This window comes from Stenotrophomonas sp. Marseille-Q5258, assembly GCF_946900935.1.
Taxonomy (GTDB): Bacteria; Pseudomonadota; Gammaproteobacteria; order Xanthomonadales; family Xanthomonadaceae; genus Stenotrophomonas; species Stenotrophomonas nematodicola.
Window position 1 is genome coordinate 53,005 of record NZ_CAMPPN010000019.1, and the last position, 20,001, is coordinate 73,005.

Here is a 20,001-nt window from a genome sequence, read left to right on the forward strand (position 1 = left end):
ATCCTTGCAATGGCAGGTTGGCGGCACAGCATACCCGTGCCGGCGACGGGTCAGTCGACGCAGATCGTGCCCTGTGCCACGCCGTTGTCGATGCGCTGGTGGCAGCCGAAGTTCTGGCTGATGTCGCGCTGGCAGACACCGCGCGCGGTGGCACCGGCCACCAGCCCGGCGCCCTCCGGGGCAAGGCACTGGCCGTTGCAGTCGGCCTTGCCGCCGCAGGCCTTGCCGGCATCGGCATAGGGCACCACGCAGTGGACATGCTGCAGGCGGCCGAGCGGTCTGGCGTCACCGCCGGCGGCCTCGCATTCGGCACGCTGGGCGGTCGTCGCGGCGGTCTCCACGCTGGCCGCAGGCACGCCGGAACCGGTGGCATGTGGCGCACTGCTGCACCCGGCCAGCACCCACAGCAGGAACATCATCAACACACTGCGCATCGGCGCATTCCTCATGTCGGTGCCGACGTGGTGTCGTCCACGCCGGTGTCGTCGTCATCACCGGCCGCATCGGCCAGCAGCAGGTCGGTCTGCTCGCTGCCCAGCGATTCCACGCCGCGCAGTCGCCGTTCGATGGTGCGGGTCTTGCGGCTGGCTTCGCCCAGGCTGCGCCCGACCGTACTGATCTGCTTTTCGGCCTTTTCCAGGATGCCGGCGAACTTGCCGAACTCGCTCTTCACCGCGCCCAGCAGGCTCCACACCTCGCTGGAGCGCTGTTCGATGGCCAGCGTGCGGAAGCCCATCTGCAGGCTGTTGAGCAGCGCGGTGACCGTGGTCGGCCCGGCCACCACCACGCGGTGCTCGCGCTGCAGCAGGTCCACCAGGCCCGGGCGGCGGATCACCTCCGCATACAGCCCTTCGGTGGGCAGGAACATCACCGCGAAGTCGGTGGTGTGCGGCGGCACGATGTACTTGTCGCAGATCGACCTGGCCTGGACCCGGATCGCGCGTTCCAGCTGCGCGCCCTGCACGCGCACGCCCTCGGCATCGCCCTGCTCCTGGGCATCAAGCAGGCGCTCGTAGTCCTCACGCGGGAACTTGGAGTCGATCGGCAGCCACACCGGGGTGTCCTCATGACCACGGCCGGGCAGGCGCACGGCGATGTCGACCATCTCACCGCTGTCCGGACGCACCTTCACCCCACGCGCGTACTGCTCCTGGGTGAGGGTCTGCTCGAGGATGTTGTCCAGCTGCACTTCGCCCCAGCTGCCGCGGTTCTTGACGTTGGTCAGCACGCGCTTGAGATCGCCGACGCCGGTGGCCAGCTGCTGCATCTCGCCCAGCCCGCGCTGGACCTGCTCGAGCCGGTCGGAGACCAGCTGGAACGATGCGCCCAGGCGCGCTTCGAGCGTGGTCTGCAGTTTCTCGTCCACGGTCACGCGCATCTGGTCGAGCTTCTCGGCATTGTCGGTCTGCAGGCTCCTGAGCTGTTGCTCCAGGGTGGCACGCATTTCGCCGATGCGCTGTTCGTTGCGCTGGGTCATGTCCTGCAGGCGCTGGCCCAGGGTGTCGCCGAGGCGCTGCTGCGACTGTACGTTCTCCTCACGGCCCTTGCGCGCGTCCTCGGCCAGGGTCTGGCGCAGCGCGGCCATGTGCCCATCGGTGCGCGTGGTCAGCTCCAGCAACTGCTGGCCGAACGCGTCGATGCGCGCCTGCTGCTGCTGGCCGAACGCTTCCAGCTGCAGGCGCACGTCGTGCAGCCGCTGCGCCAGCAGATCGCCGGTGCGCTGCTGGGCCAGGCCATGTTCCTCGCGCGCCTTGCGCGCGTCTTCGCCCAGCGCGTCGCGCAGCAGGTCCAGGCGCTGGTCGGTGCGGGTGGATAGATCGGTCAGCGCGCGGGCGAAGCTCTCCAGCCGCGCATCCTGTTGCCGGCCCAGCCCTTCGAGCTGCTCGCGCAGCTCGCCACGCCCGACCCGGGCTTCATCGCGCAGGGCCTGCTCCAGGCCGCCGTGCTGGGAACGCCGCAGCAGGAGGATCAGCTGCAGGATGAGGACGGCGCACAGCAGGCCGCCAAGCAGAAGGAATTCGGTTTGCATGCCGGCAAGTGTAGGCCGTGCCGGTCTCAATGGCTGCGCCGCTGCGGACCCGGCGAACCGGGCCGCAGCCGTCACCGCAGGCGCAGCCGGGTTACAGGTGGGTGATCACCTGGTCGCGGGGCAGCCGCGACTTCGGCAGGTGGGCGTTGAAGTTGGCCTCGCTGCCGTATCCCAGCGCCACCAGCACCACACTGGTCAGACCGCGTTCGGCCAGGCCGAGCTCGGCATACAGCACGGCCGCATCGAACCCTTCCATCGGCGTGGCGTCGATGCCGTGCACCCCCGCCGCCAGCAGCAGCGTGCCCACCGCCAGGTAGGTCTGCTTCTGCATCCAGTGCTGCACATCGCCCAGCGTGTGGCGGTGCAGGTCCACGTAGTGGTGCAGCGCGCCGCGCTGGCCCTCGCGCGCCTGCGGCGTCGGGTAGCGGCCATCGGCGGCTTCCTGCTCGATCACCTGCGCCAGGTACGCATCGTCAATGGCGGTGCGCGTGGCGAACACGATCACGTGCGAGGCATCGGTGATCTTGGCGGTGTTGTACGGCTGGTTGGGCTGGGTGGCGCGCGCGATGCGGGCGCGCGCCTCGGCGCTGCCCGCCACAAGGAAGTGCCACGGCTGCGCGTTCACCGACGACGGCGCGTGGTGCAGCACCTCGAGCAGGTCTTCCAGCACCGCCGGCGGCAGCGTGCGGGTGGGGTCGTAGGCCTTGGTGGTGTGCCGGCGAAGGGCAACAGAAGCGAGGGTCATGGGAACAGGGTCCGGTACAGGGTCGGTAAGGGGGGTCAGAAGCCTTCGAGGACCAGCTTGCCGCGCGCGCGGTGGCTCTCGATCAGGGCATGGGCACGGCGCAGGTTGGCGGCATTGATGCGGCCGTAGTGCTCACCGAGGGTGGTGCGCAGCACGCCGGCATCCACCAGGTCGGCCACGCGGTCGAGCAGCGCATGCTGGCGCTCCAGATCGGGCGTGGTGAAGCTGGACCGGGTGAACATCGACTCCCAGTGCAGCGACAGGCTCTTGCGCTTGAGCGCCATCACATCCAGTTGGCCGGGGTCGTCGATCAGGGCCAGCTGGCCCTGCGGCGCCAGCGCGGCCACGATCTGGTCGTAGTGCTGGTCGGTATGGGTGAGGCTGGCCACATGGTCCACCGCCGCGATGCCCAGTCGCGCCAGGCCCTCGGTCAGCGGCTGGGTGTGGTCGATCACATGGTGCGCGCCCAGTGCATATACCCAGTCCTGGGTATCCGGTCGCGAGGCGGTGCCGATCACCGTGAGCCGGGTCAGCTGGCGCGCCAGCTGCACCAGGATCGAGCCCACGCCACCGGCCGCGCCGACCACCAGCAGGGTCTGGCCCTCGCCATCGCCCTCGGCGATGCGCAGGCGGTCGAACAGCAGCTCCCAGGCGGTGATCGCGGTCAGGGGCAGCGCCGCGGCGGCGGCATCGTCCAGGCTGGCCGGCTTGCGGCCGACGATGCGCTCGTCCACCAGCTGGTACTCGGCATTGCTGCCGGCCCGGCCGATCGCCCCGGCATAGAAGACCGCGTCGCCGGGCTGGAACAGGCGGACCTCGCTGCCGACCGCGTCGACGATGCCGACCGCGTCCCAGCCGAGCACCCGCGGCCCGTCCACGGCCACGCCGTTGCGTACCTTGGTATCGACCGGGTTGACCGAGATCGCACGGACCTGCACGCGCAGATCGCGCGGCCCCGGCTCGGGCAGCGGCAGGGTGATGTCCACCAGCGCGCGCGGGTCGCTGATCGGCAGGCCATGTTGGGTGTAGGCGACGGCTTTCATCGAAGCGCGGTCCGTTGGAAAGAGGCGCACAGCGTGCGCTTCACCGGCGCGCCGGAAAAGGCGCAAAATCGTTCAGCACTTTCACTCCTGGAATGAAAATGGTCCGTGTTGACGACCTGGCCCTGTTCGTCCGCACCGCGGCACTGGGCAGCTTCTCCAATGCAGCGCGCGAAGCCGACCTGCTGCCCGGCCAGGTTGCCGCGGCGGTGGCGCGGCTGGAACGCGAACTGGATCTGCGGCTGTTCGTGCGCTCCACCCGCAGCCTGCGCCTGACCGCCGAAGGCGCGCTTTACCTGCCCTACGCCCAGGATGTGCTGGCCACCCTGAGCGAAGGCCAGGCACGGGTGCGCGGCGAGGATGCCGAACTTCGCGGGGTACTGCAGGTGGCCGCGCCGTCGGACCTGGGCCGCCACCTGCTGCTGCCGTGGTTGACCGAGTTCCGCGCCACGCATCCCAAGCTGCAGCTGCGGCTGCGGTTGTCCGACCAGGTCGCCGACGTGTTCCGCGATCCGGTCGACATCGCCTTCCGCCTTGGTCGCTTCGATGACGCCAGCTACGTGGCGCTGCCGCTGCTGCCCGGCAACCGCCGGGTGCTGGCGGCCGCACCCGGCTACCTGGCCCGGCACGGCACGCCCACCAGCCTGGAGGCGCTCAAGGACCATCACTGCCTGCTCTACCAGCTCGCCGGCCGTGCCTACGACCGCTGGAACTTCGAGGCGGACGGCCGCCGGGTGGTGGTGCCGGTGCGGAGCAACATGATCTGCGACGATGCCGACGTGGTGCGGCGCTGGGCCGTGGCCGGCGAAGGCATCGTGTTCAAGTCGTGGCTGGATCTCCGCGAGGACGTGCGCGCCGGGCGCCTGCAGGTGCTGCTCGATGGCGCCGGCGACAGCCTGCCATTGAACCTGGTGTGCCCGCATCGCAAGCAGTTCTCGCCGGCGATCCGGCAGCTGCACGCGCTGTTCGAGCGCCGCCTGCAGCCCCTGCTGGAGGATCTGCCGCAGCCGGCGGGCTGACGCTATCGGGAACCGCAGCGGTGCCGGACAATGGCGCTCCCCCGTTGTCGAGTCGCCGCCATGCCGTGGATGGGCATCCAGGATCTGTGGACCTTCGTTGCTGCCGTGCTGGTGTTCCTGGCGCTGCCCGGCCCGGGGACGTTCACCCTGCTGACCGCCACCGGGCGCGGCGGCGCCCGCGGCGGCTACACCGCCCTGTTCGGCCTGCTGCTCGGCGACCAGATCCTGATGTGGCTGGCAGTGGCCGGCGTGGCCGCGCTGCTCAAGGCCAACCCACTGGTGTTCCACGCGGTGCAGTATCTCGGCGCGGCCTATCTGGTCTGGGTCGGCATCGGCCTGCTGCGGCGTCCACGGCCGGCAGGCGAGGAAGGCGGCATCCGCCTGCGGCCGGGGCACTACTTCCGGCAGGCGCTGCTGATCAACCTGCTCAACCCCAAGGCGATCATCTTCTACATGGCATTCCTGCCGTTGTTCATCGACCCGACGCGCCACCAGGGCGTGATGACGTTCGCGAGCATGGCGGTGATCATCTTCGTCATGGGACTGGCCTACTGCTCGGTGCTGATCGGAGTGGGCAACCTGTTGCGCCGTCGGATTCTTCAGCATCCCCGCATAGGACTTTTGCTGAAACGCGTCGCCGGTATCTTCCTGATCGGATTTGGCGTGCGCCTCGGCGTCAGCGGCTGACGCCCCGCCACGTGGGCCGATGCGCGTCGCCTGGGCGGTGCTGCCTGCGCTGGGAAATAGTCACGGTCATCCAGACGCTGCACTTCAATCAATAACTTGAGATTCCCCCACCCCCCTCACGGGGTGTCCAATCGGCGCCATCGCCCCACGGCCGCTGCGTTGCGGCCGCGCGCCCCACGCGAGTAACCGATGCCTCCCGTGTACTTCGTGCAGCACCTGGCCGGGCATGACGAGCGCCTTCTCGGCATGGACACCGGCCGTATCGATCTGGCCCATCCTGCCGTCTGCCGCATCCTGGCGGACCTGCAGCCGCTGGACCGGATCGACCTGCGCGCCTGCCGTTTCGACTGCCAGGCCAGCCTGGCGCAGGCGCTGCACCGGCGCATCCGCGACGCCGAGGATGCCGCGCAGGGCTGGCGGATGTTCGACGAGCACGGCGTACTCCGCTGCAAGCGCTTCCCGGGCGATGCCCAGGTGATCGTTCCGCATGGGCTGCCGCGCGACGACGAGTGGCTGCGCCTGCTGATGGTTACCGCCGCCGAGGCATCGGGCTGATGCGCAGCGCGCTCAGTCGGTGCGTCGGGCCTGGCGCAGGTGGTCGATGAACACCCGCAGTTTCGGCGCCATCTGTTCGCGCGCCGGGTAGTACAGGTGGAATCCGGCGAACGGCGGCTGCCAGTCCTGCAGCACCGCCTGCAACCGGCCCTCGGCGACATCGCTGGCCACCACGGCGTCGAACGCCTGCCCCATGCCGAGGCCGGCGCGCACGGCGGCGTGGATCAACGCCGCATCGTTGAACACCAGCCGGCCACTCACCTCCACCTCGAAGTCGCGGCCGGCGTGGCTGAATTCCCAGGCCATCAGACGGCCGTTGCTGCGCCGGTGCACGATGCACGCATGCCCGACCAGATCGGCCGGCGTGTCCGGCGTGCCGTGGGCGGCGAAGTAGCCCGGCGTGGCCACCACCACCTGCCGCTCCAGCGGACCGATCGGCACCGCGATCATGTCCCGCGCCAGGCATTCGCCCAGCCGGATGCCGGCATCGAAGCCGCCGGCGACCAGGTCGACCAGCGCCGGCTCCACGAACAATTCCACCTCCACCTGCGGATAGCGCGCCATGAATGCGGGCAGGTGCGGCAGCACCAGCAGTTCCGCCGCGATCCGCGGCACGTTGATGCGCAGCTTTCCGGCCGGCACGTCGCGCACGCTGTCCAGGTCCTCGAACGCCGCGTCGATCTGCGCCAAGCCGTCGCGCACCCGCGCCAGGAAGCGCGCACCGTGCTCGGTCAGGCCGACCCGGCGGGTGGTCCGGTGCAGCAGACGCACGCCCATGCGGGCTTCCAGCGCGCGCACGGTCTGCGACAGCGCCGAGGGCGAGATGCCCAGGTCGTCGGCTGCACGGGTGAAGCTGGCATGGTGGGCCACGCGGGCGAACGCGACCACGGCAGACAACGGCGGCTGGGAGGACATTGTGAAGCCTGACTTCAAGGTCGATGTGGCGAACACCGGTTTATCCACATGGTACAGCGGAGGATGCTGTGGGTCCGGCGCGTGCAGGCGCCGCCCTTCCCCCGCTTCCGGAGCATTCCCATGCAGACCCGTTCCCTTGGCCGCCACGGCCCCACTGTTTCCGCACTCGGCCTGGGCTGCATGGGCATGAGCGCCTTCTACGGCGGCCGTGGCAGCGATGCCGACGCGACCGCGGTGATCCACCGCGCGCTGGAGCGCGGCGTGACCCTGCTCGACACCGCCGACATGTACGGCCCGCACACCAACGAAGTGCTGGTCGGCAAGGCCATTGCCGATCGTCGCGACCAGGTGTTTCTGGCCACCAAGTTCGGCATCAAACTGGAGCCCACCGACACCCGGGCGCGCAGCGTGGATGGCCGCCCCGAGTACGTGATCGCCGCCTGCGAGGCCAGCCTGGCGCGGCTGGGCGTGGACCACATCGATCTGTACTACCAGCACCGCGTGGACGGCACCGTGCCGATCGAGGACACCGTGGGCGCGATGGCGCGGCTGGTCGAACAGGGCAAGGTGCGCTTCCTCGGCCTGTCCGAAGCCGCGGCGGCCACGATCCGCCGCGCACATGCGGTCCACCCGATCACCGCCGTGCAGACCGAGTACTCGCTGTGGTCGCGCGATCCGGAGCACAACGGCGTACTGCAGACCGTCCGCGACCTGGGCATCGGCTTCGTGCCCTACTCGCCGCTGGGCCGTGGCTTCCTGACCGGCGCGATCCGCAGCCCGGCCGACGTCGACGCCGACGACTACCGCCGCCAGTCGCCACGCTTCCAGGGCGACAACTTCGCGCGCAACCTGGCCCTGGTCGACGCGGTCACCGCGATGGCCAGCGCCAAAGGCATCACCCCGGGGCAACTGGCGCTGGCGTGGGTACTGGCACAGGGCCAGGACCTGGTGCCGATCCCGGGCACCAAGCGGCTCGCCTACCTGGAGGAAAACCTCGGCGCGCTGCAGGTGCAGCTGGGCGCGGACGACCTCGCCCGCATCGATGCGATCTTCCCGCCCGATGCCGCTGCCGGCCCGCGCTATGCCGCCGCGGCAATGGCCACGCTGGATCGCTGAGCGCGTTCGTCCGGCCCTGCCCGCGCCAGCCCCCAGGGCGCGGTGCTTTGTGCCGGTTTCGTCAAGCTTCCCCCAGTCATGTGCTCATGCACGGACCGGGGGACGCTTGGCAGTAGTAATGCTGCACCGCGTTCGGTAAAACTCGCAGACTTGTCGTTAACAGTCACCCACCGCGAGGCCCCATGTCGTTGCTCCGGCGCAAGTCCCTAGACACCGTCACCGTTCATGAAGCCGGCAGGCGACTGATCCCCACCCTGAGCTGGCCGCACCTGATCGCGCTGGGCATCGGCGCCATCGTCGGCACCGGCATCTACACGCTGATCGGCGTGGGCGCCAACCTGGCCGGCCCGGCCGTACTGATCTCCTTCGCCATCGCCGGCGCGGTGTGCGCCTGCGCGGCGCTGTCCTATGCCGAACTGGCCACGATGATGCCGGCCGCCGGCAGCGCCTACACCTACAGCTACGCCGCCCTCGGCGAAATGGTGGCCTGGGTGGTGGGCTGGAGCCTGATCCTGGAGTACTCGCTGGTGGTGAGTACGGTAGCGGTGGGGTGGTCCGGCTACGCGGTCGGCTTCCTGCACGGCTGGGGCATTGATCTGCCGCTGATGCTGACCGCCGGCCCGCATGTGGAGGGAGGCTTCATCAACCTGCCGGCGGTGCTGATCACCTTCGTCGTGGCCGGCATGCTGATGGCCGGCACCAAGGAGAGCGCGACCCTCAACGCGGTCCTGGTGGTGGTCAAGATCATTGCGCTGACCGTGTTCGTGGCGATCGCGCTGCCGCACTTCGACACCAGCCACATGGACCCGTTCATGCCGTTCGGCTTCGCCAAGTCGGTCGGCGAAGGCGGCGTCGAGCGCGGCGTGATGGCGGCGGCGGCGATCATCTTCTTTGCCTTCTACGGCTTCGATGCGATTTCCACTGCCGCCGAGGAAACCAAGAAGCCCGACCGTGACCTGGCGATCGGCATCATCGGTTCGATGGTCGGCTGCACCATCATCTACGTGCTGGTCGCGCTCGCCGCCGTCGGTGCGATGAGCTACACCATCTTCGGCCAGAGCGCCGAGCCGTTGGCGCTGATCCTGCGTGAGCTGGGCAGCCCGGGCGCGGCCAAGTGGATCGGCGCGGCGGCGGTGATCGCCCTGCCGACCGTGCTGCTGGCCTTCCTGTACGGGCAGAGCCGCATCTTCTTTGTCATGTCGCGCGACGGCCTGCTGCCGCGCGGCCTGTCCAAGGTCAGCGCGCGCACCGGCACCCCGATCGCCACCACGCTGTTCACCGCGGTGCTCGTGGCTGCGCTGGCCGGTGTGGCCCGCCTGGACGAGATCGCCGCGCTGGCCAACGCCGGCACGCTCGCCGCCTTCACCGCCGTCGGCCTGTGCCTGGTGGTACTGCGCGCACGCGAGCCCAACCGCGAGCGCAAGTTCCGCACGCCGCTGGCCTGGGTCGTCGGCCCGCTGGCGGTGATCGGCTGCGTGTACCTGTTCTTCAGCCTGCCGACCACCACCCAGCTGTACTTCCTGGGCTGGAACATCCTGGGCCTGATCGCCTACTTCGCCTACGGCCGCCGCAACGCAGTACTGGGCAACGCCTGACAGGCAAACGGCGTGCCCACATCCCGTAGCGCCGGGCGCTGCCCGGCTGCTTGTGCCTGACCGTGAGCCCACCTGCTCCGGAACCAAGCCGGGTAGAACCCGGCTCTACGGCGGGCTGCTTGTGCCTGACCGTGAGCCCACCGGCGCCGGTACCAAGCCGGGTAGAACCCGGCTCTACGACGGGCTGCTTTTGCCTGCCGATGAGGTCCACGGCGCCGGAGCCAAGCCACCCGTAGAGCCGGGCTCTGCCCGGCTGCTTGTGCCGGACCGTGAGACCATCGGCTGCGGAACCAAGCCGGGTAGAACCCGGCTCTACGGCGGGGCTGCTTTTGCCTGCCGATGAGGTCCGCGGCGCCGGAACCAAGCCACCCGTAGAGCCGGGCTCTGCCCGGCTGCTTGTGCCTGACCGTGAGACCATCGGCGCCGGAACCAAGCCGGGTAGAACCCGGCTCTACGGCGGGCTGCTTTCGCCTGACCGTGAGACCACCGGCGCCGGAACCAAGCCGGGTAGAACCCGGCTCTACGGCGGGCTGCTTGTGCCTGACCGTGAGACCATCGGCGCCGGTACCAAGCCGGGTAGAACCCGGCTCTACGGGGCTGCGGCCAGTGCGGTGGCGTGGTCCTGCGCCTGCTGCATCACGCGCAGCAGGTTGCCGCCCCAGATGGCGGCGATCTGCTGCCGGGTGTAGCCCTTGCGCAGCAGCCACGCGGTGATCTTCGGCAGTTCGCTCACGTCCTGCAGATCGGCCAGGCCGCCACCGCCATCCCAGTCCAGGCCGATGCCCACGTGATCGGGGCCGACCACCGTCAGGATGTGCTCGAAGTGGGCGAAGAAGTCGTCAAGCGTGGCCTTGCGCACCGGATGCAGGCGGTCCAGTTCGGCCTGGACCTGGGCCAGCTTGACGCCCTGCGCCATGCTCAGGGCATCGTAGCCCCCCCATTGGTCGATCGCGGTCTTCTCGGCCAGCGCGCGGGGTTCGTTCTTGCCGATGTCGATCAGATACCCGCTGTAGGCGTTGACCTGGATCACGCCGCCGGCCTTGGCCAGACGCTTCAGACGCGCATCGTCCAGGTTGCGCGGGTGGTCGTAGATCGCCTTGGCCGAGCTGTGCGACAGCACGAACGGCACCGGCATGCGCTCGATCAGGTCGTCGAACACCGCGTCGGAGGCATGCGACTGATCGATCACGATGCCCAGCCGCACCGCCTCGTCGACCAGCGCCTTGCCGGCCGGACTCAACCCCTTCCACTCGGCGCCCTTGGGATCGGTGGCCGAATCGGCGAACTCGTTGTTGGCGAAGTGCACCGTGCTGAGCAGGCGCAGCCCGGCACGGTGATAGAAACCGAGCAGCGTCGGGTCATCCACCAGCGGGCTGCCGTTCTCCATGCTGATGTAGACCACGCGCTTGCCGGCCGCCTTGATCCTGGCGGCATCGGCAGCGGTCAGCGCGAGCTGGAAGGTCTCCGGCTGTGCGGCGAGCATTTCGCGGATCTCCATCAACCGCAGCAGACCGGCGTCGCGGTCCTGCTGGTGAGCGGCCGCACTGCGGTCGCCCTGGTCGGTGTAGATCGCCCAGAAACCGCCATCCAGCCCACCTTCGACCATGCGCGGGTAATCCACCTGCGACAACGCGTTGTGGTCATGGCGCTGGGCGATGTCGAAGCCCTCGCGGTGGAAGTTGGCCGGCGTATCCAGGTGGCTGTCCAGCGTCAGCAGCGTGCGCTGCAGCGCCGAGGCCCGGGCCAGTTCCTGCGGAGTGAACTCGATCGCGTGGGCGGCCAACGGCGTGCACAACGCCAGCGACACCAGCAGGGACAGACTGCGCAACGTCATGACGCCTCTCAACATTCGGGAAGCGTCAGACCATAGCGCCGCAGGCACAGGGAACGGTAGTGCCGGCCGCTGGCCGGCACCTGCAATCCCCGGTGGTGCCCAAAGAGCCGACCTGCCGCCGGCCCTGCGTCAGTCGAGGACGCGGCAGAACACGGCCTTGAGGTAGCGCGATTCCTGCACGTGGGCCATGAACGGATGGTCGGGACCGGCGCCAGCTACCTTGAGGATCTGGATGGTGCGGCCGGAATAGAAGGCCGCGCGGCGCAGCATGTCCAGGAACTGGTCCTCGGCCACCAGGCCGGTGCACGAGAACGTGGCGAACAGGCCACCGGGCTTGACCACACCCAGCGCCAGCTTGTTCATGTCCAGGTACTTCTTCAGGGCGGTGATCACCTGGTCGCGGTCACGGGTCATCTTGGCCGGGTCCAGGATCACCACGTCGTACTGCTCACCGCGGTTGGCCGCATCGCGCAGCCACGGGAAGATGTCGGACTGCACGAACTTCGGGCGCACATTGTTGAGGCGCGAGTTGCCCTTGGCGATGTCGATCACATCCTCGTCGATGTCGATGCCGACCACCTCGGACGCGCCGCGCACCGCGGCATATACCGCAAAGCCGCCGGTGTTGCAGCACAGGTCCAGCACGGATTTGCCTTCCACCTGCCGGCTCAGCCACTCGCGGTTCTCGCGCTGGTCGGCGAAGAACCCGGTCTTGTGCGCCCCGGCCGGATCGGCACGGAACTTCACCCCGTACTCGGTGATCACCGACGCTTCGGTGGTGGTGTTGCCGTGGAAGTCGAAGCTCTCCTGCTTCTGCACGTGTTCGTCGGCGAAGCTGTGGAAGCGGCAGCCCGGGAACTGCTCGCGCAGCGCCTCGTAGATCCATTCGCGGTGGCGGAACATGCCGGCGGCGAAGAACTCCACCACCACCAGGTCGCCATAGCGGTCCACCACCAGGCCGGACAGGCCATCGCCTTCGCTGTGCACCACGCGCCAGGCGTTGGAGACATCATCCAGCTTGAGCACGTCACGACGCAGCGACACCGCCTGGGCGATCTTGCGCGAGAACCAGCCAGCGTCCACCGGGATGCGCTGATCGGTTTCCAGGATACGCACGGCAATGCGCGAATGACCGTTGTAGAACCCCCGGCCGATCCACTCCCCATCCACGCCGACCACATCGACGATGGCACCGGGCTTGGGCCGGACGGCAGGCTTTTCGACCAGTTTCTGGAAGATCCACGGGTGGCTGGAGCGCCAGGCGTTCTTGAGGCGGACTACGGGGGCGGGGGCATTGTTCATCGGCCTATTGTAAACGGGCGCCGCCCCGGCCCGGCAGGCCGGCGATTTGACGCCGGCCCGAACAGCCCGCAGAATCGGCGCCAGAAGGGGAGTAGCTCCCAGACGTTGTCGCCGTCAATTCGAGCCCGCAGGCTCCGGTGCAACGGCAGTCCCACCCATCGGGACTGCGAGCGAGACCTTCGCCGCATGGCGAAGCTCTGTCCCCGGATCCCCCCGATCCTCCGTTGCAGATCCTCGCCGTCCGGCTTGAGGCTTTTTTCTTTTCCCAACGGATAAACCCATGCAGACGATCGGTAATTTGTGGTTGTGGGGCGGCTTCGGCGCGGTGGTGGTCATCGCGCTGCTGGTCGACCTGGTATTGATGCGCCACGGCGGCCCGCACAAGGTCACCTTCAAGGAGGCCCTGTGGTGGTCCATCGGCTGGGTCGCCCTGGCCCTGGCCTTCAACGGTGGCCTCTGGTACTACCTGAACGAGACCGCGGGCCAGGTCGTGGCCAACAAGGTCGGCCTGGAGTTCCTGACCGGTTACCTGGTCGAGAAGGCCTTGGCGGTGGACAACATCTTTGTCTTCCTGATGATCATGGGCTACTTCGCGGTGCTGGAAGAACAGCGCCAGAAGGTGTTGATCATCGGCATCCTGGGCGCGATCGTGCTGCGTACGATCATGATCTTCGCCGGCAGCGTGCTGCTCACCAAGTTCCATTGGCTGCTCTATGTGTTCGGCGCGTTCCTGCTGTTCACCGGCTGGAAGATGTGGTTCTCCGCCGGCCAGGAGCCGGACCTGGAGACCAACCCTGCCCTGCGCTGGATGCGCAGGCACCTGCGCCTGCTGCCCGACTATGCCGGCAATGCCATGAGCGTGATGCGCGACGGCAAACGCTGGTACACCCCGCTGTTCGTGGTGCTGATCCTGATTGCCGTCACCGACGTGATCTTCGCCGTGGACAGCATCCCGGCCATCTTCGCCATCACCACCGACCCGTTCATCGTGCTGACCTCGAACGTGTTCGCGGTGCTGGGCCTGCGCGCGATGTTCTTCCTGTTGGCCGGCATGGCCGATCGCTTCCACCTGCTGCCCTACGGTCTGGCCCTGGTGCTGGCCTTCATCGGCGCCAAGATGATGCTGATCGACATCTTCAAGATCCCCACCCCGATCTCGCTGGGCGTGGTGGCCGTCATCATCGCCGCCACGGTGGTGCTGAGCCTGAAGAACCCGCCCAAGCAGGACGGCCACGCCTGACCCCGGTTGCCGCCTGCGGGATTGTCCCGCAGGCGGCACCTCTCTCTCCCATCGCGTTGCCCTTGTGTTCAGCCCGGGCGACGCAATCCCTAAGGGTATGAACGCCAACCTGCCCCTGCCTGCCGGCGAGCCGCCGGCTCCGTCCCGTACCGACCGCGGTCGTGTGATGCGGGCCTTCAACCTCAGCCTGGCCTTCGTGCTGGTGCTGGTGGCGGTGTTCACCGCCCAAGGTCATTTCGACTGGCGCCCGTGGGCAGTCGCCCCGCTGGACAAGGCCGGCCTGCTCGGCATTCTTGGCGCGCCGTTGCTGCACGGTTCGGTCCAGCACCTGGGCGCCAACGCGGCAGCCCTGCTGATCCTCGGCACCCTCGCCGGCAGCGTCTATCCCAAGGCAACCCTGCGCGCATTCCCGCTGCTGTGGATCGGTTCGGGCCTGGGCGCCTGGCTGCTCGGCGACATCGGCAGCCGCCATCTCGGTGCCAGCGGCATCACCCACGGCCTGATGTTTCTGGTGTTCGTCCTCGGCCTGCTGCGCCGCGACCGGCCCGCCATCGCCGCCGGCCTGATCGCCTTCCTGTTCTACGGCAGCATGCTGCTGACCATTCTTCCGCACGAGCCGGGCGTGTCCTGGCAGTCGCACATGGGCGGTGCCTTTGCCGGCATCGTTGGCGCCCTGCTGTTCCGCCTGTCCGACCCGATGGCGCCGCGCAAGCGCTACAGCTGGGAGGACGAGGACGAAGACGACCTCGCCCCCATGCGCGACAACGACCTGGAACCTCCCTCCCCGCAAGGCGTGCCGGTGCTGTGGCAGCCGCGCGAAGGCCAGGACTACGTCGTGATCCCGTTCCGTAGACCCGAAGATCGACGGTAGTGCCGGCAATGACTAGCGTTCGGTGTCGACCGCTTGGCGGCCCAGCGCCGGGTCATCGGTGAAGAACGCATCGATGCCGGTCGCCAGGTAGGCACGCATCTCGGCCACGGACCCGGCGGCGTTGCGCGCAGTGGTATCGCCGGTGCGGAAGTCGGCGGCCTGGAAGGCGTTCTCCGGTCGGAAGGTATACGGGATCACCATCAACCCGGCCGCATGCGCGTCGCGCACCAGCGCGGTCGGCGTGCCCAGCTTCCCGGCCGCATCCAGCGGAATCACCATGCGCAGGTTCGGTCCGATGCCGTCGGCATAGGTCGCCACTTCGCGCAGGCCCGCCGGTGTGATCAGGTCTGCATAGCGTTGGCTGCCCTTGGCGGCCAGCACATCGCCGGGCTGCTGCGCCGGGTCGCCCAGCAGTTGCAGCAGGCGGATGTTCGACGCGCGGCCGATCCTGCCACGCAGGTAGCGCAGGTTGCCGACCTCGAAGGACTGGATCGTCACCGGCGCCACGCGGGTGTAGGCATTGCCCTGCAGCGCGGCCAGCACCGAGTCTTCCATCGGCAGGCCGATGCTCGCGAAGTAGGTGCCGTGCTTGATCTCCGGCACCAGCCCGATGCCGCGGTTGGCGCGGCCGGCCTGCTGCACCAGGAAGGCGATGATCTCGTCCAGCGTGGCGATGCGGAACTGCCCGTCGAACGCGGTGCTGCGCAGCTGCGGCAGCCGCTCGCGGGCGTACAGCGTCTTCAGCTCGGCCAGGGTGAAGTCTTCGGTGAACCAGCCCTCGATGCGCTCGCCGTCGATGGTCTTGACCGTCCTGCGGCTGGCGAACTCCGGGTGTGCGGCGACATCGGTGGTGCCGCCGATCTCGTTCTCGTGCCGCGACACCAGCACGCCGTCCTTGGTCATCACCAGGTCCGGCTCGATGTAGTCCGCACCATCGGCGATGGCCTGGGCGTACGACGCCAGGGTGTGCTCGGGCAACAGCGCGCTCGCACCGCGGTGGCCGTACACGGCCGCCTTGAGCGGCGCGGGAGAGGATTCAGCGCTCATGGCCACCGATGGTGCCACGGCCAGCGACAAGAGCAACGCACAACCCCACAACGACTTCGACACCGCAAACCCCTGTTGATGCGGCCCGCGCCAGCGCGGCGGGGCGTGGAAAGGACGGGCGTAGTGTGGCGATGCGGTGTGACAGCGGGAAGTACGCGGCTACTTGCCGATGCAGAAGCTGGAGAAGATGCGTCCCAGCAGATCGTCCGCACTCATCCGCCCGGTGATCTCCCCCAGCGCCTCGTGGGCCAGGCGCAGTTCCTCGGCGGCCAGTTCCAGGTGCTCATGCACCAGCTCGGCCTCGGCGCGCCCGGCATGGCCGATGGCCTGGACGATGGCCTCCACATGCCGCGCGCGCGCGGAGAACTCGCCGTCCACGCTCTCGCCGGCACCGCCGCTGGCCAGCTCGCGCAGCCGCGCGTGCAGGCGGTCCAGCCCCATACCCGTGGCTGCCGACACGTGCACCACATCCGGCGCTGCATCAGCGGGCCATTGGGCCAGCAGGTCACTCTTGTTGTGGATCCACAGCTGCTGCGGCACCGCATCGACGGCATCGCCGATGGCGACACGTCCGGCCTGCGGATCGCGCGCATCCAGCACGATGATCGCCAGGTCGGTGCGCTGCATCTCCGCGCGCGCGCGGCGCATGCCTTCGCGTTCGATCGCGTCACCGCCGTCGCGCAGGCCGGCGGTATCGACCAGGGTCAGTTCCAGCCCGTCAATGCGGATGGTTTCGCGCAGAGTGTCGCGGGTGGTGCCGGCGATGTCGGTGACGATGGCACGTTCGCTGCCGGCCAGCGCATTGAGCAGTGAGCTCTTGCCGGCGTTTGGCGGTCCGACCAGCACCGCGTGCAGGCCGTCGCGCAGTTTGCGGCCGCGTTCGGCGTCGTCGCGCAGCCGCCCCATCGCGCGCAGCGCCTCGCCCAGGCCGCCGCGCACCTGCTCGCCACCGAGGGTATCCAGCGGTTCGTCGGCGAAGTCGATGGCCGCTTCCACATGGATGCGCAGCAGAACAAGCTGTTCTGCGACCTCCTCCACGCGGCGCGAGAACACCCCGTCCAGCGAGCGCCGGGCCGCGCGCGCTGCGCGGGTATCGCCGGCGGCGATCAGATCGGCGATGGCCTCGGCCTGGGCCAGGTCGAGCTTGCCGTTGAGGAACGCCCGCTCGCTGAACTCCCCGGGCCGCGCCTGCCGCGCGCCCAGCGCGATGCAGCGCGCGACCAGCTGCTGCAGCACCACCGGGCTGCCATGCCCCTGCAGCTCCACCACGTCCTCGCCGGTGAAGCTGTGCGGTGCCGGGAACCACAGCGCGATGCCGTCGTCGATCACCTCCCCCTGTGCATCGCGGAAGCGCGCGTAATGCGCGTGCCGTGGGCGCAGCGCGCGCACCCCGATCGCCTGGGCGATGGTCGCTGCGTGGGGGCCGGACAGGCGCAGCATGCCCACGCCACCGGCGCCGGGTGCGGTGGCGATGGCCACGATGGTGTCGGGGGCTGCGGACATGGGGCGGGCTGCTGTGTGCGGTGGATCGGGGCATTCTACGGATCACACCGGTGCGCGGGCCGCAGATGCGGGAAACCCGCCTTGCGGCGGGTTTCCCGGGTCCGGTTGCCCGGTTACTTCTTGTTGGCGGGTGCGGCGGTGGCGGGCACCGGGTCGCTGCCGTGGCGCTTGGTCATCCACCACTGCTGCAGCAGGCCCAGGCCACCGTTGACCACCCAGTACAGCACCAGACCGGACGGCATGAAGGCCATCATGACGCCGAAGATCAGCGGCATCATCTGCATCATCTTGGCCTGCATCGGGTCCATGCCCGGCGCGGGGGTCAGCTTCTGCGTGGCCCACATCACCGCCACGTTGATCACCGGCAGGATGAAGTACGGGTCGCGTGCGGTCAGATCCTGGATCCAGCCGAACCACGGTGCCTGGCGCAGTTCCACCGACTCCACCAGCACCCAGTACAGCGCGAAGAAGATCGGCATCTGGATGAGGATCGGCAGACAGCCGCCCATCGGATTGATCTTCTCCTTCTTGTACAGCTCCATCATCGCGGTCTGGAACTTCTGGCGGTCATCGCCATAGCGTTCCTTCAGCTGCGCGATGCGCGGCTGGAAGCGACGCATCTTGGCGCCGCTCTTGTACTGCGCGGCCGACAGCGGGTACAGCACCAGCTTCAGCAGGATCACCAGGCCGACAATCGCCCAGCCCCAGTTGTTGACGACCTTGTGCACCTGGTTCAGGACCCAGAACAGGCCCTGGCCGATGATGGCCATCAGCGAGAAGCGGCTGTAGTCGACCACGCGGTCCAGGCCCGGCACGTCTTCCTTGGCGATCTGGTTGACCAGCTTCGGGCCCACCCACAGGCGTGCCTCGGAGCTGACCTGCTGGCCCGGTGCGACGGTGAAGGCCGGGCCGGTGGCCTGGATCTGGTCGCGGCCGTCATGCTGGGACAGCGCGTAGTTCGCGGCCTGATCTGCCTGCGGGATCCACGCGGTGAAGAAGTGGTGCTGCAGCATGGCGATCCAGCCACCGGTGACCTGCTGGTTCAGCGGGCCGTCTTCCAGATAATCCTTGAAGGCGCGGCGCTGGTACTTCTTCTCGGCATCGAACCAGGTCGCGCCGTTGAAGCTGAACGAGTCCGGGTTGGTCATGCTGCGCGACAGGATCGTCGGGGTGCGGTCCAGGGTGCGGTAGACGTAGCCGTTCCACGGGGTGGTGCCGGCGTTGATCACTTCATCCTTGATCTTCACCGCGTACTCGTTGCGGCTGACCGTATACGTACGGCGGATGCTGACGCCATTCGGGCCATTCCACACGAACGGGATCTGCAGTTCGTTCTGGCCCTTGGCCAGTTCGAAGGTCCTGGCGTCGCCGACCAGGGTGAAGCCGTTGGCTTCCGGCACCGGCATGCTCTTGTCCTGGCTGGTCCAGCCACTCACCGCGCGATACGGGTGGGTGGCCTCTTCGGTCAGCAGGCGCACCGGCGGGCTGCCATCGTCCTTGGTCTGCGGGAACTGCAGCAGCTCGGCGTCCAGCACCGTGCCGCCATCCAGCACCAGACGCAGCACGTCGGTGGTAACGGTGACGCGCGGGGCGCCGGCGGCAGCCTGGGCGGTCGCCGGGGCCGGGGCGCTGCCCGGCGCGTGCGGCACCGTGGCGCCCGGTACGGCGCCGGCGGCGGGCACCGGGCCCTGGGTCTGGGCGGCCACCGGCGCGGTCGCCGGGGCGGCCTTGTCGCGGCCCCACTCCATCCACAGCAACACGGCCACCATCAGCCAGGCAAAGATCAGGAAAACGCGGGTCTGGTTCATCAGCGTGGAGGCTCGGCGTGGCCGGCACGCGATGCCGGCTCGGACTGGGAAAGGGATGCAACGCCCAGGGGCGGCGGCATTGTGCCGTCCGCGCCCGGCATGGGCAATGTGCCAAGGCGGCGCAACAGGCGCTCGAAGGCCTGGCGGATCTCGGCATTGCTGGCGGTACGGGCAGCGCTACGGGCGACGACGACGTAATCGCCGGCACTCATCCACGGCCGTAGATGGCGTGTGGCATCGCGCAGCACACGCTTCACTCGGTTGCGACCCACGGCTCGGGGATCGACTTTGCGCGACACCGCAAGACCCAGCCTGGCCGGAGAATCGCTCTTCAGCCAGTGCAGGGTCATCAGCGGATCGGACACACGGCGGGCGCCGTTGAAGACCGTTGTATATTCGGCACGCGTACGAACCCGCGCAGAGCGAGGAAATCGCTTGCGCGGGTCGGAACTGCTCACAGTCTGGATTGCGTCTGCCGCGGGAAGCGGCATTGCAATCAAGCGCTCAGGACTTTGCGGCCCTTGGCGCGGCGACGCGACAGGATCTTGCGGCCGTCAGCGGTCTTCATACGGGCACGGAAGCCATGGTCGCGCTTACGCTTGAGGTTGCTGGGTTGGAAAGTGCGCTTGGTGGCCATGCGGGCCTCTATATGAAGGGGACGGAAAGAACCGGAAATTCTATAGACCTGGCTGCGG

General features: G+C 68.5%; 19 protein-coding genes. 7 read left to right on the forward strand and 12 right to left on the reverse strand.

Going from position 1 to position 20,001, the window contains the following annotated elements; genetic code table 11:
- Positions 1–50 precede the first annotated feature (50 nt).
- The 4 genes from OC534_RS13865 to OC534_RS13880 form a co-directional block, all read right to left on the reverse strand.
- Entirely contained in the window at positions 51–434 is a 384-nt protein-coding gene (locus OC534_RS13865; protein ID WP_136006830.1) for a hypothetical protein, read from the reverse strand.
- A gap of 11 nt (positions 435–445) precedes the next feature.
- Positions 446–2,029: a DNA recombination protein RmuC gene (gene rmuC / locus OC534_RS13870; protein WP_017355186.1), complete on the reverse strand. Its 1,584-nt coding sequence runs from the start codon at positions 2,027–2,029 to the stop codon at positions 446–448.
- A gap of 91 nt (positions 2,030–2,120) precedes the next feature.
- Positions 2,121–2,774 (reverse strand): oxygen-insensitive NAD(P)H nitroreductase, encoded by a 654-nt coding sequence (nfsB, locus tag OC534_RS13875; RefSeq protein WP_262071988.1) that lies wholly within the window; start codon positions 2,772–2,774, stop codon positions 2,121–2,123.
- 35 nt (positions 2,775–2,809) lie between these two features.
- The gene (locus OC534_RS13880; protein ID WP_136006829.1) at positions 2,810–3,817 is read right to left on the reverse strand and encodes a zinc-binding alcohol dehydrogenase family protein; all 1,008 of its coding nucleotides are present in this window, start codon (positions 3,815–3,817) and stop codon (positions 2,810–2,812) included.
- A gap of 92 nt (positions 3,818–3,909) precedes the next feature.
- Between OC534_RS13880 and OC534_RS13885 the strand changes: the two genes are divergently transcribed.
- From OC534_RS13885 to OC534_RS13895, 3 genes are all read left to right on the forward strand, one after another.
- A complete protein-coding gene (locus OC534_RS13885) occupies positions 3,910–4,833 on the forward strand; it encodes a LysR substrate-binding domain-containing protein (protein ID WP_316044085.1) in 924 nt (307 codons plus the stop codon).
- A gap of 60 nt (positions 4,834–4,893) precedes the next feature.
- Complete coding sequence (gene leuE, locus OC534_RS13890) at positions 4,894–5,520, forward strand: leucine efflux protein LeuE (protein ID WP_017355182.1); 627 nt, start codon at positions 4,894–4,896, stop codon at positions 5,518–5,520.
- A gap of 189 nt (positions 5,521–5,709) precedes the next feature.
- Complete coding sequence (locus OC534_RS13895) at positions 5,710–6,075, forward strand: hypothetical protein (RefSeq protein WP_262071990.1); 366 nt, start codon at positions 5,710–5,712, stop codon at positions 6,073–6,075.
- Between the two features lie 12 nt (positions 6,076–6,087).
- Here the strand turns inward: OC534_RS13895 and OC534_RS13900 are convergent, their stop codons facing one another.
- Positions 6,088–6,990 (reverse strand): LysR family transcriptional regulator, encoded by a 903-nt coding sequence (locus OC534_RS13900; protein ID WP_262071991.1) that lies wholly within the window; start codon positions 6,988–6,990, stop codon positions 6,088–6,090.
- A gap of 120 nt (positions 6,991–7,110) precedes the next feature.
- Here OC534_RS13900 and OC534_RS13905 point away from each other — a divergent pair, with 120 nt between their 5' ends.
- On the forward strand, positions 7,111–8,106 hold the full coding sequence (locus OC534_RS13905; protein ID WP_017355179.1) for an aldo/keto reductase: 996 nt from the start codon (positions 7,111–7,113) through the stop codon (positions 8,104–8,106).
- 182 nt (positions 8,107–8,288) lie between these two features.
- Complete coding sequence (locus tag OC534_RS13910; RefSeq protein ID WP_017355178.1) at positions 8,289–9,701, forward strand: amino acid permease; 1,413 nt, start codon at positions 8,289–8,291, stop codon at positions 9,699–9,701.
- A gap of 589 nt (positions 9,702–10,290) precedes the next feature.
- On the opposite strand, the gene OC534_RS13915 is transcribed toward OC534_RS13910, so the two are convergent.
- Both OC534_RS13915 and OC534_RS13920 read right to left on the reverse strand, forming a co-directional pair.
- The gene (locus OC534_RS13915) at positions 10,291–11,535 is read right to left on the reverse strand and encodes a dipeptidase (RefSeq protein ID WP_262071992.1); all 1,245 of its coding nucleotides are present in this window, start codon (positions 11,533–11,535) and stop codon (positions 10,291–10,293) included.
- Between the two features lie 129 nt (positions 11,536–11,664).
- The gene (locus tag OC534_RS13920) at positions 11,665–12,837 is read right to left on the reverse strand and encodes a class I SAM-dependent rRNA methyltransferase (RefSeq protein ID WP_017356972.1); all 1,173 of its coding nucleotides are present in this window, start codon (positions 12,835–12,837) and stop codon (positions 11,665–11,667) included.
- A gap of 280 nt (positions 12,838–13,117) precedes the next feature.
- On the opposite strand from OC534_RS13920, the gene OC534_RS13925 reads away from it, so the two are divergent.
- Positions 13,118–14,077, forward strand: coding sequence for a TerC family protein (locus OC534_RS13925; protein WP_262071993.1), 960 nt, complete (start codon positions 13,118–13,120; stop codon positions 14,075–14,077).
- 97 nt (positions 14,078–14,174) lie between these two features.
- Entirely contained in the window at positions 14,175–14,948 is a 774-nt protein-coding gene (locus OC534_RS13930) for a rhomboid family intramembrane serine protease (RefSeq protein WP_136005802.1), read from the forward strand.
- A gap of 12 nt (positions 14,949–14,960) precedes the next feature.
- On the opposite strand, the gene OC534_RS13935 is transcribed toward OC534_RS13930, so the two are convergent.
- From OC534_RS13935 to rpmH, 5 genes are all read right to left on the reverse strand, one after another.
- On the reverse strand, positions 14,961–15,995 hold the full coding sequence (locus tag OC534_RS13935; protein ID WP_051008647.1) for a glycerophosphodiester phosphodiesterase: 1,035 nt from the start codon (positions 15,993–15,995) through the stop codon (positions 14,961–14,963).
- 159 nt (positions 15,996–16,154) lie between these two features.
- Positions 16,155–17,498: a tRNA uridine-5-carboxymethylaminomethyl(34) synthesis GTPase MnmE gene (mnmE, locus tag OC534_RS13940; RefSeq protein ID WP_136005800.1), complete on the reverse strand. Its 1,344-nt coding sequence runs from the start codon at positions 17,496–17,498 to the stop codon at positions 16,155–16,157.
- A 113-nt stretch (positions 17,499–17,611) separates the two neighbouring features.
- On the reverse strand, positions 17,612–19,306 hold the full coding sequence (gene yidC, locus OC534_RS13945) for a membrane protein insertase YidC (RefSeq protein ID WP_136005798.1): 1,695 nt from the start codon (positions 19,304–19,306) through the stop codon (positions 17,612–17,614).
- Complete coding sequence (gene rnpA / locus OC534_RS13950) at positions 19,306–19,797, reverse strand: ribonuclease P protein component (protein WP_017357096.1); 492 nt, start codon at positions 19,795–19,797, stop codon at positions 19,306–19,308. The genes yidC and rnpA overlap by 1 nt, the downstream gene beginning before the upstream one ends.
- Positions 19,798–19,802: 5 nt before the next feature.
- Positions 19,803–19,943, reverse strand: coding sequence for a 50S ribosomal protein L34 (gene rpmH / locus OC534_RS13955; protein WP_006404565.1), 141 nt, complete (start codon positions 19,941–19,943; stop codon positions 19,803–19,805).
- Positions 19,944–20,001: the final 58 nt, after the last annotated feature.

Excerpts from the sequence above, each read along its gene's own strand:
- OC534_RS13865 (WP_136006830.1), bottom strand. The coding sequence starts at position 434 with ATGCGCAGTGTGTTGATGATGTTCCTGCTGTGGGTGCTGGCCGGGTGC.
- rmuC (WP_017355186.1), bottom strand. The coding sequence starts at position 2,029 with ATGCAAACCGAATTCCTTCTGCTTGGCGGCCTGCTGTGCGCCGTCCTC.
- nfsB (WP_262071988.1), bottom strand. The coding sequence starts at position 2,774 with ATGACCCTCGCTTCTGTTGCCCTTCGCCGGCACACCACCAAGGCCTAC.
- OC534_RS13880 (WP_136006829.1), bottom strand. The coding sequence starts at position 3,817 with ATGAAAGCCGTCGCCTACACCCAACATGGCCTGCCGATCAGCGACCCG.
- OC534_RS13885 (WP_316044085.1), top strand. The coding sequence starts at position 3,910 with ATGAAAATGGTCCGTGTTGACGACCTGGCCCTGTTCGTCCGCACCGCG.
- leuE (WP_017355182.1), top strand. The coding sequence starts at position 4,894 with ATGCCGTGGATGGGCATCCAGGATCTGTGGACCTTCGTTGCTGCCGTG.
- OC534_RS13895 (WP_262071990.1), top strand. The coding sequence starts at position 5,710 with ATGCCTCCCGTGTACTTCGTGCAGCACCTGGCCGGGCATGACGAGCGC.
- OC534_RS13900 (WP_262071991.1), bottom strand. The coding sequence starts at position 6,990 with ATGTCCTCCCAGCCGCCGTTGTCTGCCGTGGTCGCGTTCGCCCGCGTG.
- OC534_RS13905 (WP_017355179.1), top strand. The coding sequence starts at position 7,111 with ATGCAGACCCGTTCCCTTGGCCGCCACGGCCCCACTGTTTCCGCACTC.
- OC534_RS13910 (WP_017355178.1), top strand. The coding sequence starts at position 8,289 with ATGTCGTTGCTCCGGCGCAAGTCCCTAGACACCGTCACCGTTCATGAA.
- OC534_RS13915 (WP_262071992.1), bottom strand. The coding sequence starts at position 11,535 with ATGACGTTGCGCAGTCTGTCCCTGCTGGTGTCGCTGGCGTTGTGCACG.
- OC534_RS13920 (WP_017356972.1), bottom strand. The coding sequence starts at position 12,837 with ATGAACAATGCCCCCGCCCCCGTAGTCCGCCTCAAGAACGCCTGGCGC.
- OC534_RS13925 (WP_262071993.1), top strand. The coding sequence starts at position 13,118 with ATGCAGACGATCGGTAATTTGTGGTTGTGGGGCGGCTTCGGCGCGGTG.
- OC534_RS13930 (WP_136005802.1), top strand. The coding sequence starts at position 14,175 with ATGAACGCCAACCTGCCCCTGCCTGCCGGCGAGCCGCCGGCTCCGTCC.
- OC534_RS13935 (WP_051008647.1), bottom strand. The coding sequence starts at position 15,995 with ATGAGCGCTGAATCCTCTCCCGCGCCGCTCAAGGCGGCCGTGTACGGC.
- mnmE (WP_136005800.1), bottom strand. The coding sequence starts at position 17,498 with ATGTCCGCAGCCCCCGACACCATCGTGGCCATCGCCACCGCACCCGGC.
- yidC (WP_136005798.1), bottom strand. The coding sequence starts at position 19,306 with ATGAACCAGACCCGCGTTTTCCTGATCTTTGCCTGGCTGATGGTGGCC.
- rnpA (WP_017357096.1), bottom strand. The coding sequence starts at position 19,797 with ATGCCGCTTCCCGCGGCAGACGCAATCCAGACTGTGAGCAGTTCCGAC.
- rpmH (WP_006404565.1), bottom strand. The coding sequence starts at position 19,943 with ATGGCCACCAAGCGCACTTTCCAACCCAGCAACCTCAAGCGTAAGCGC.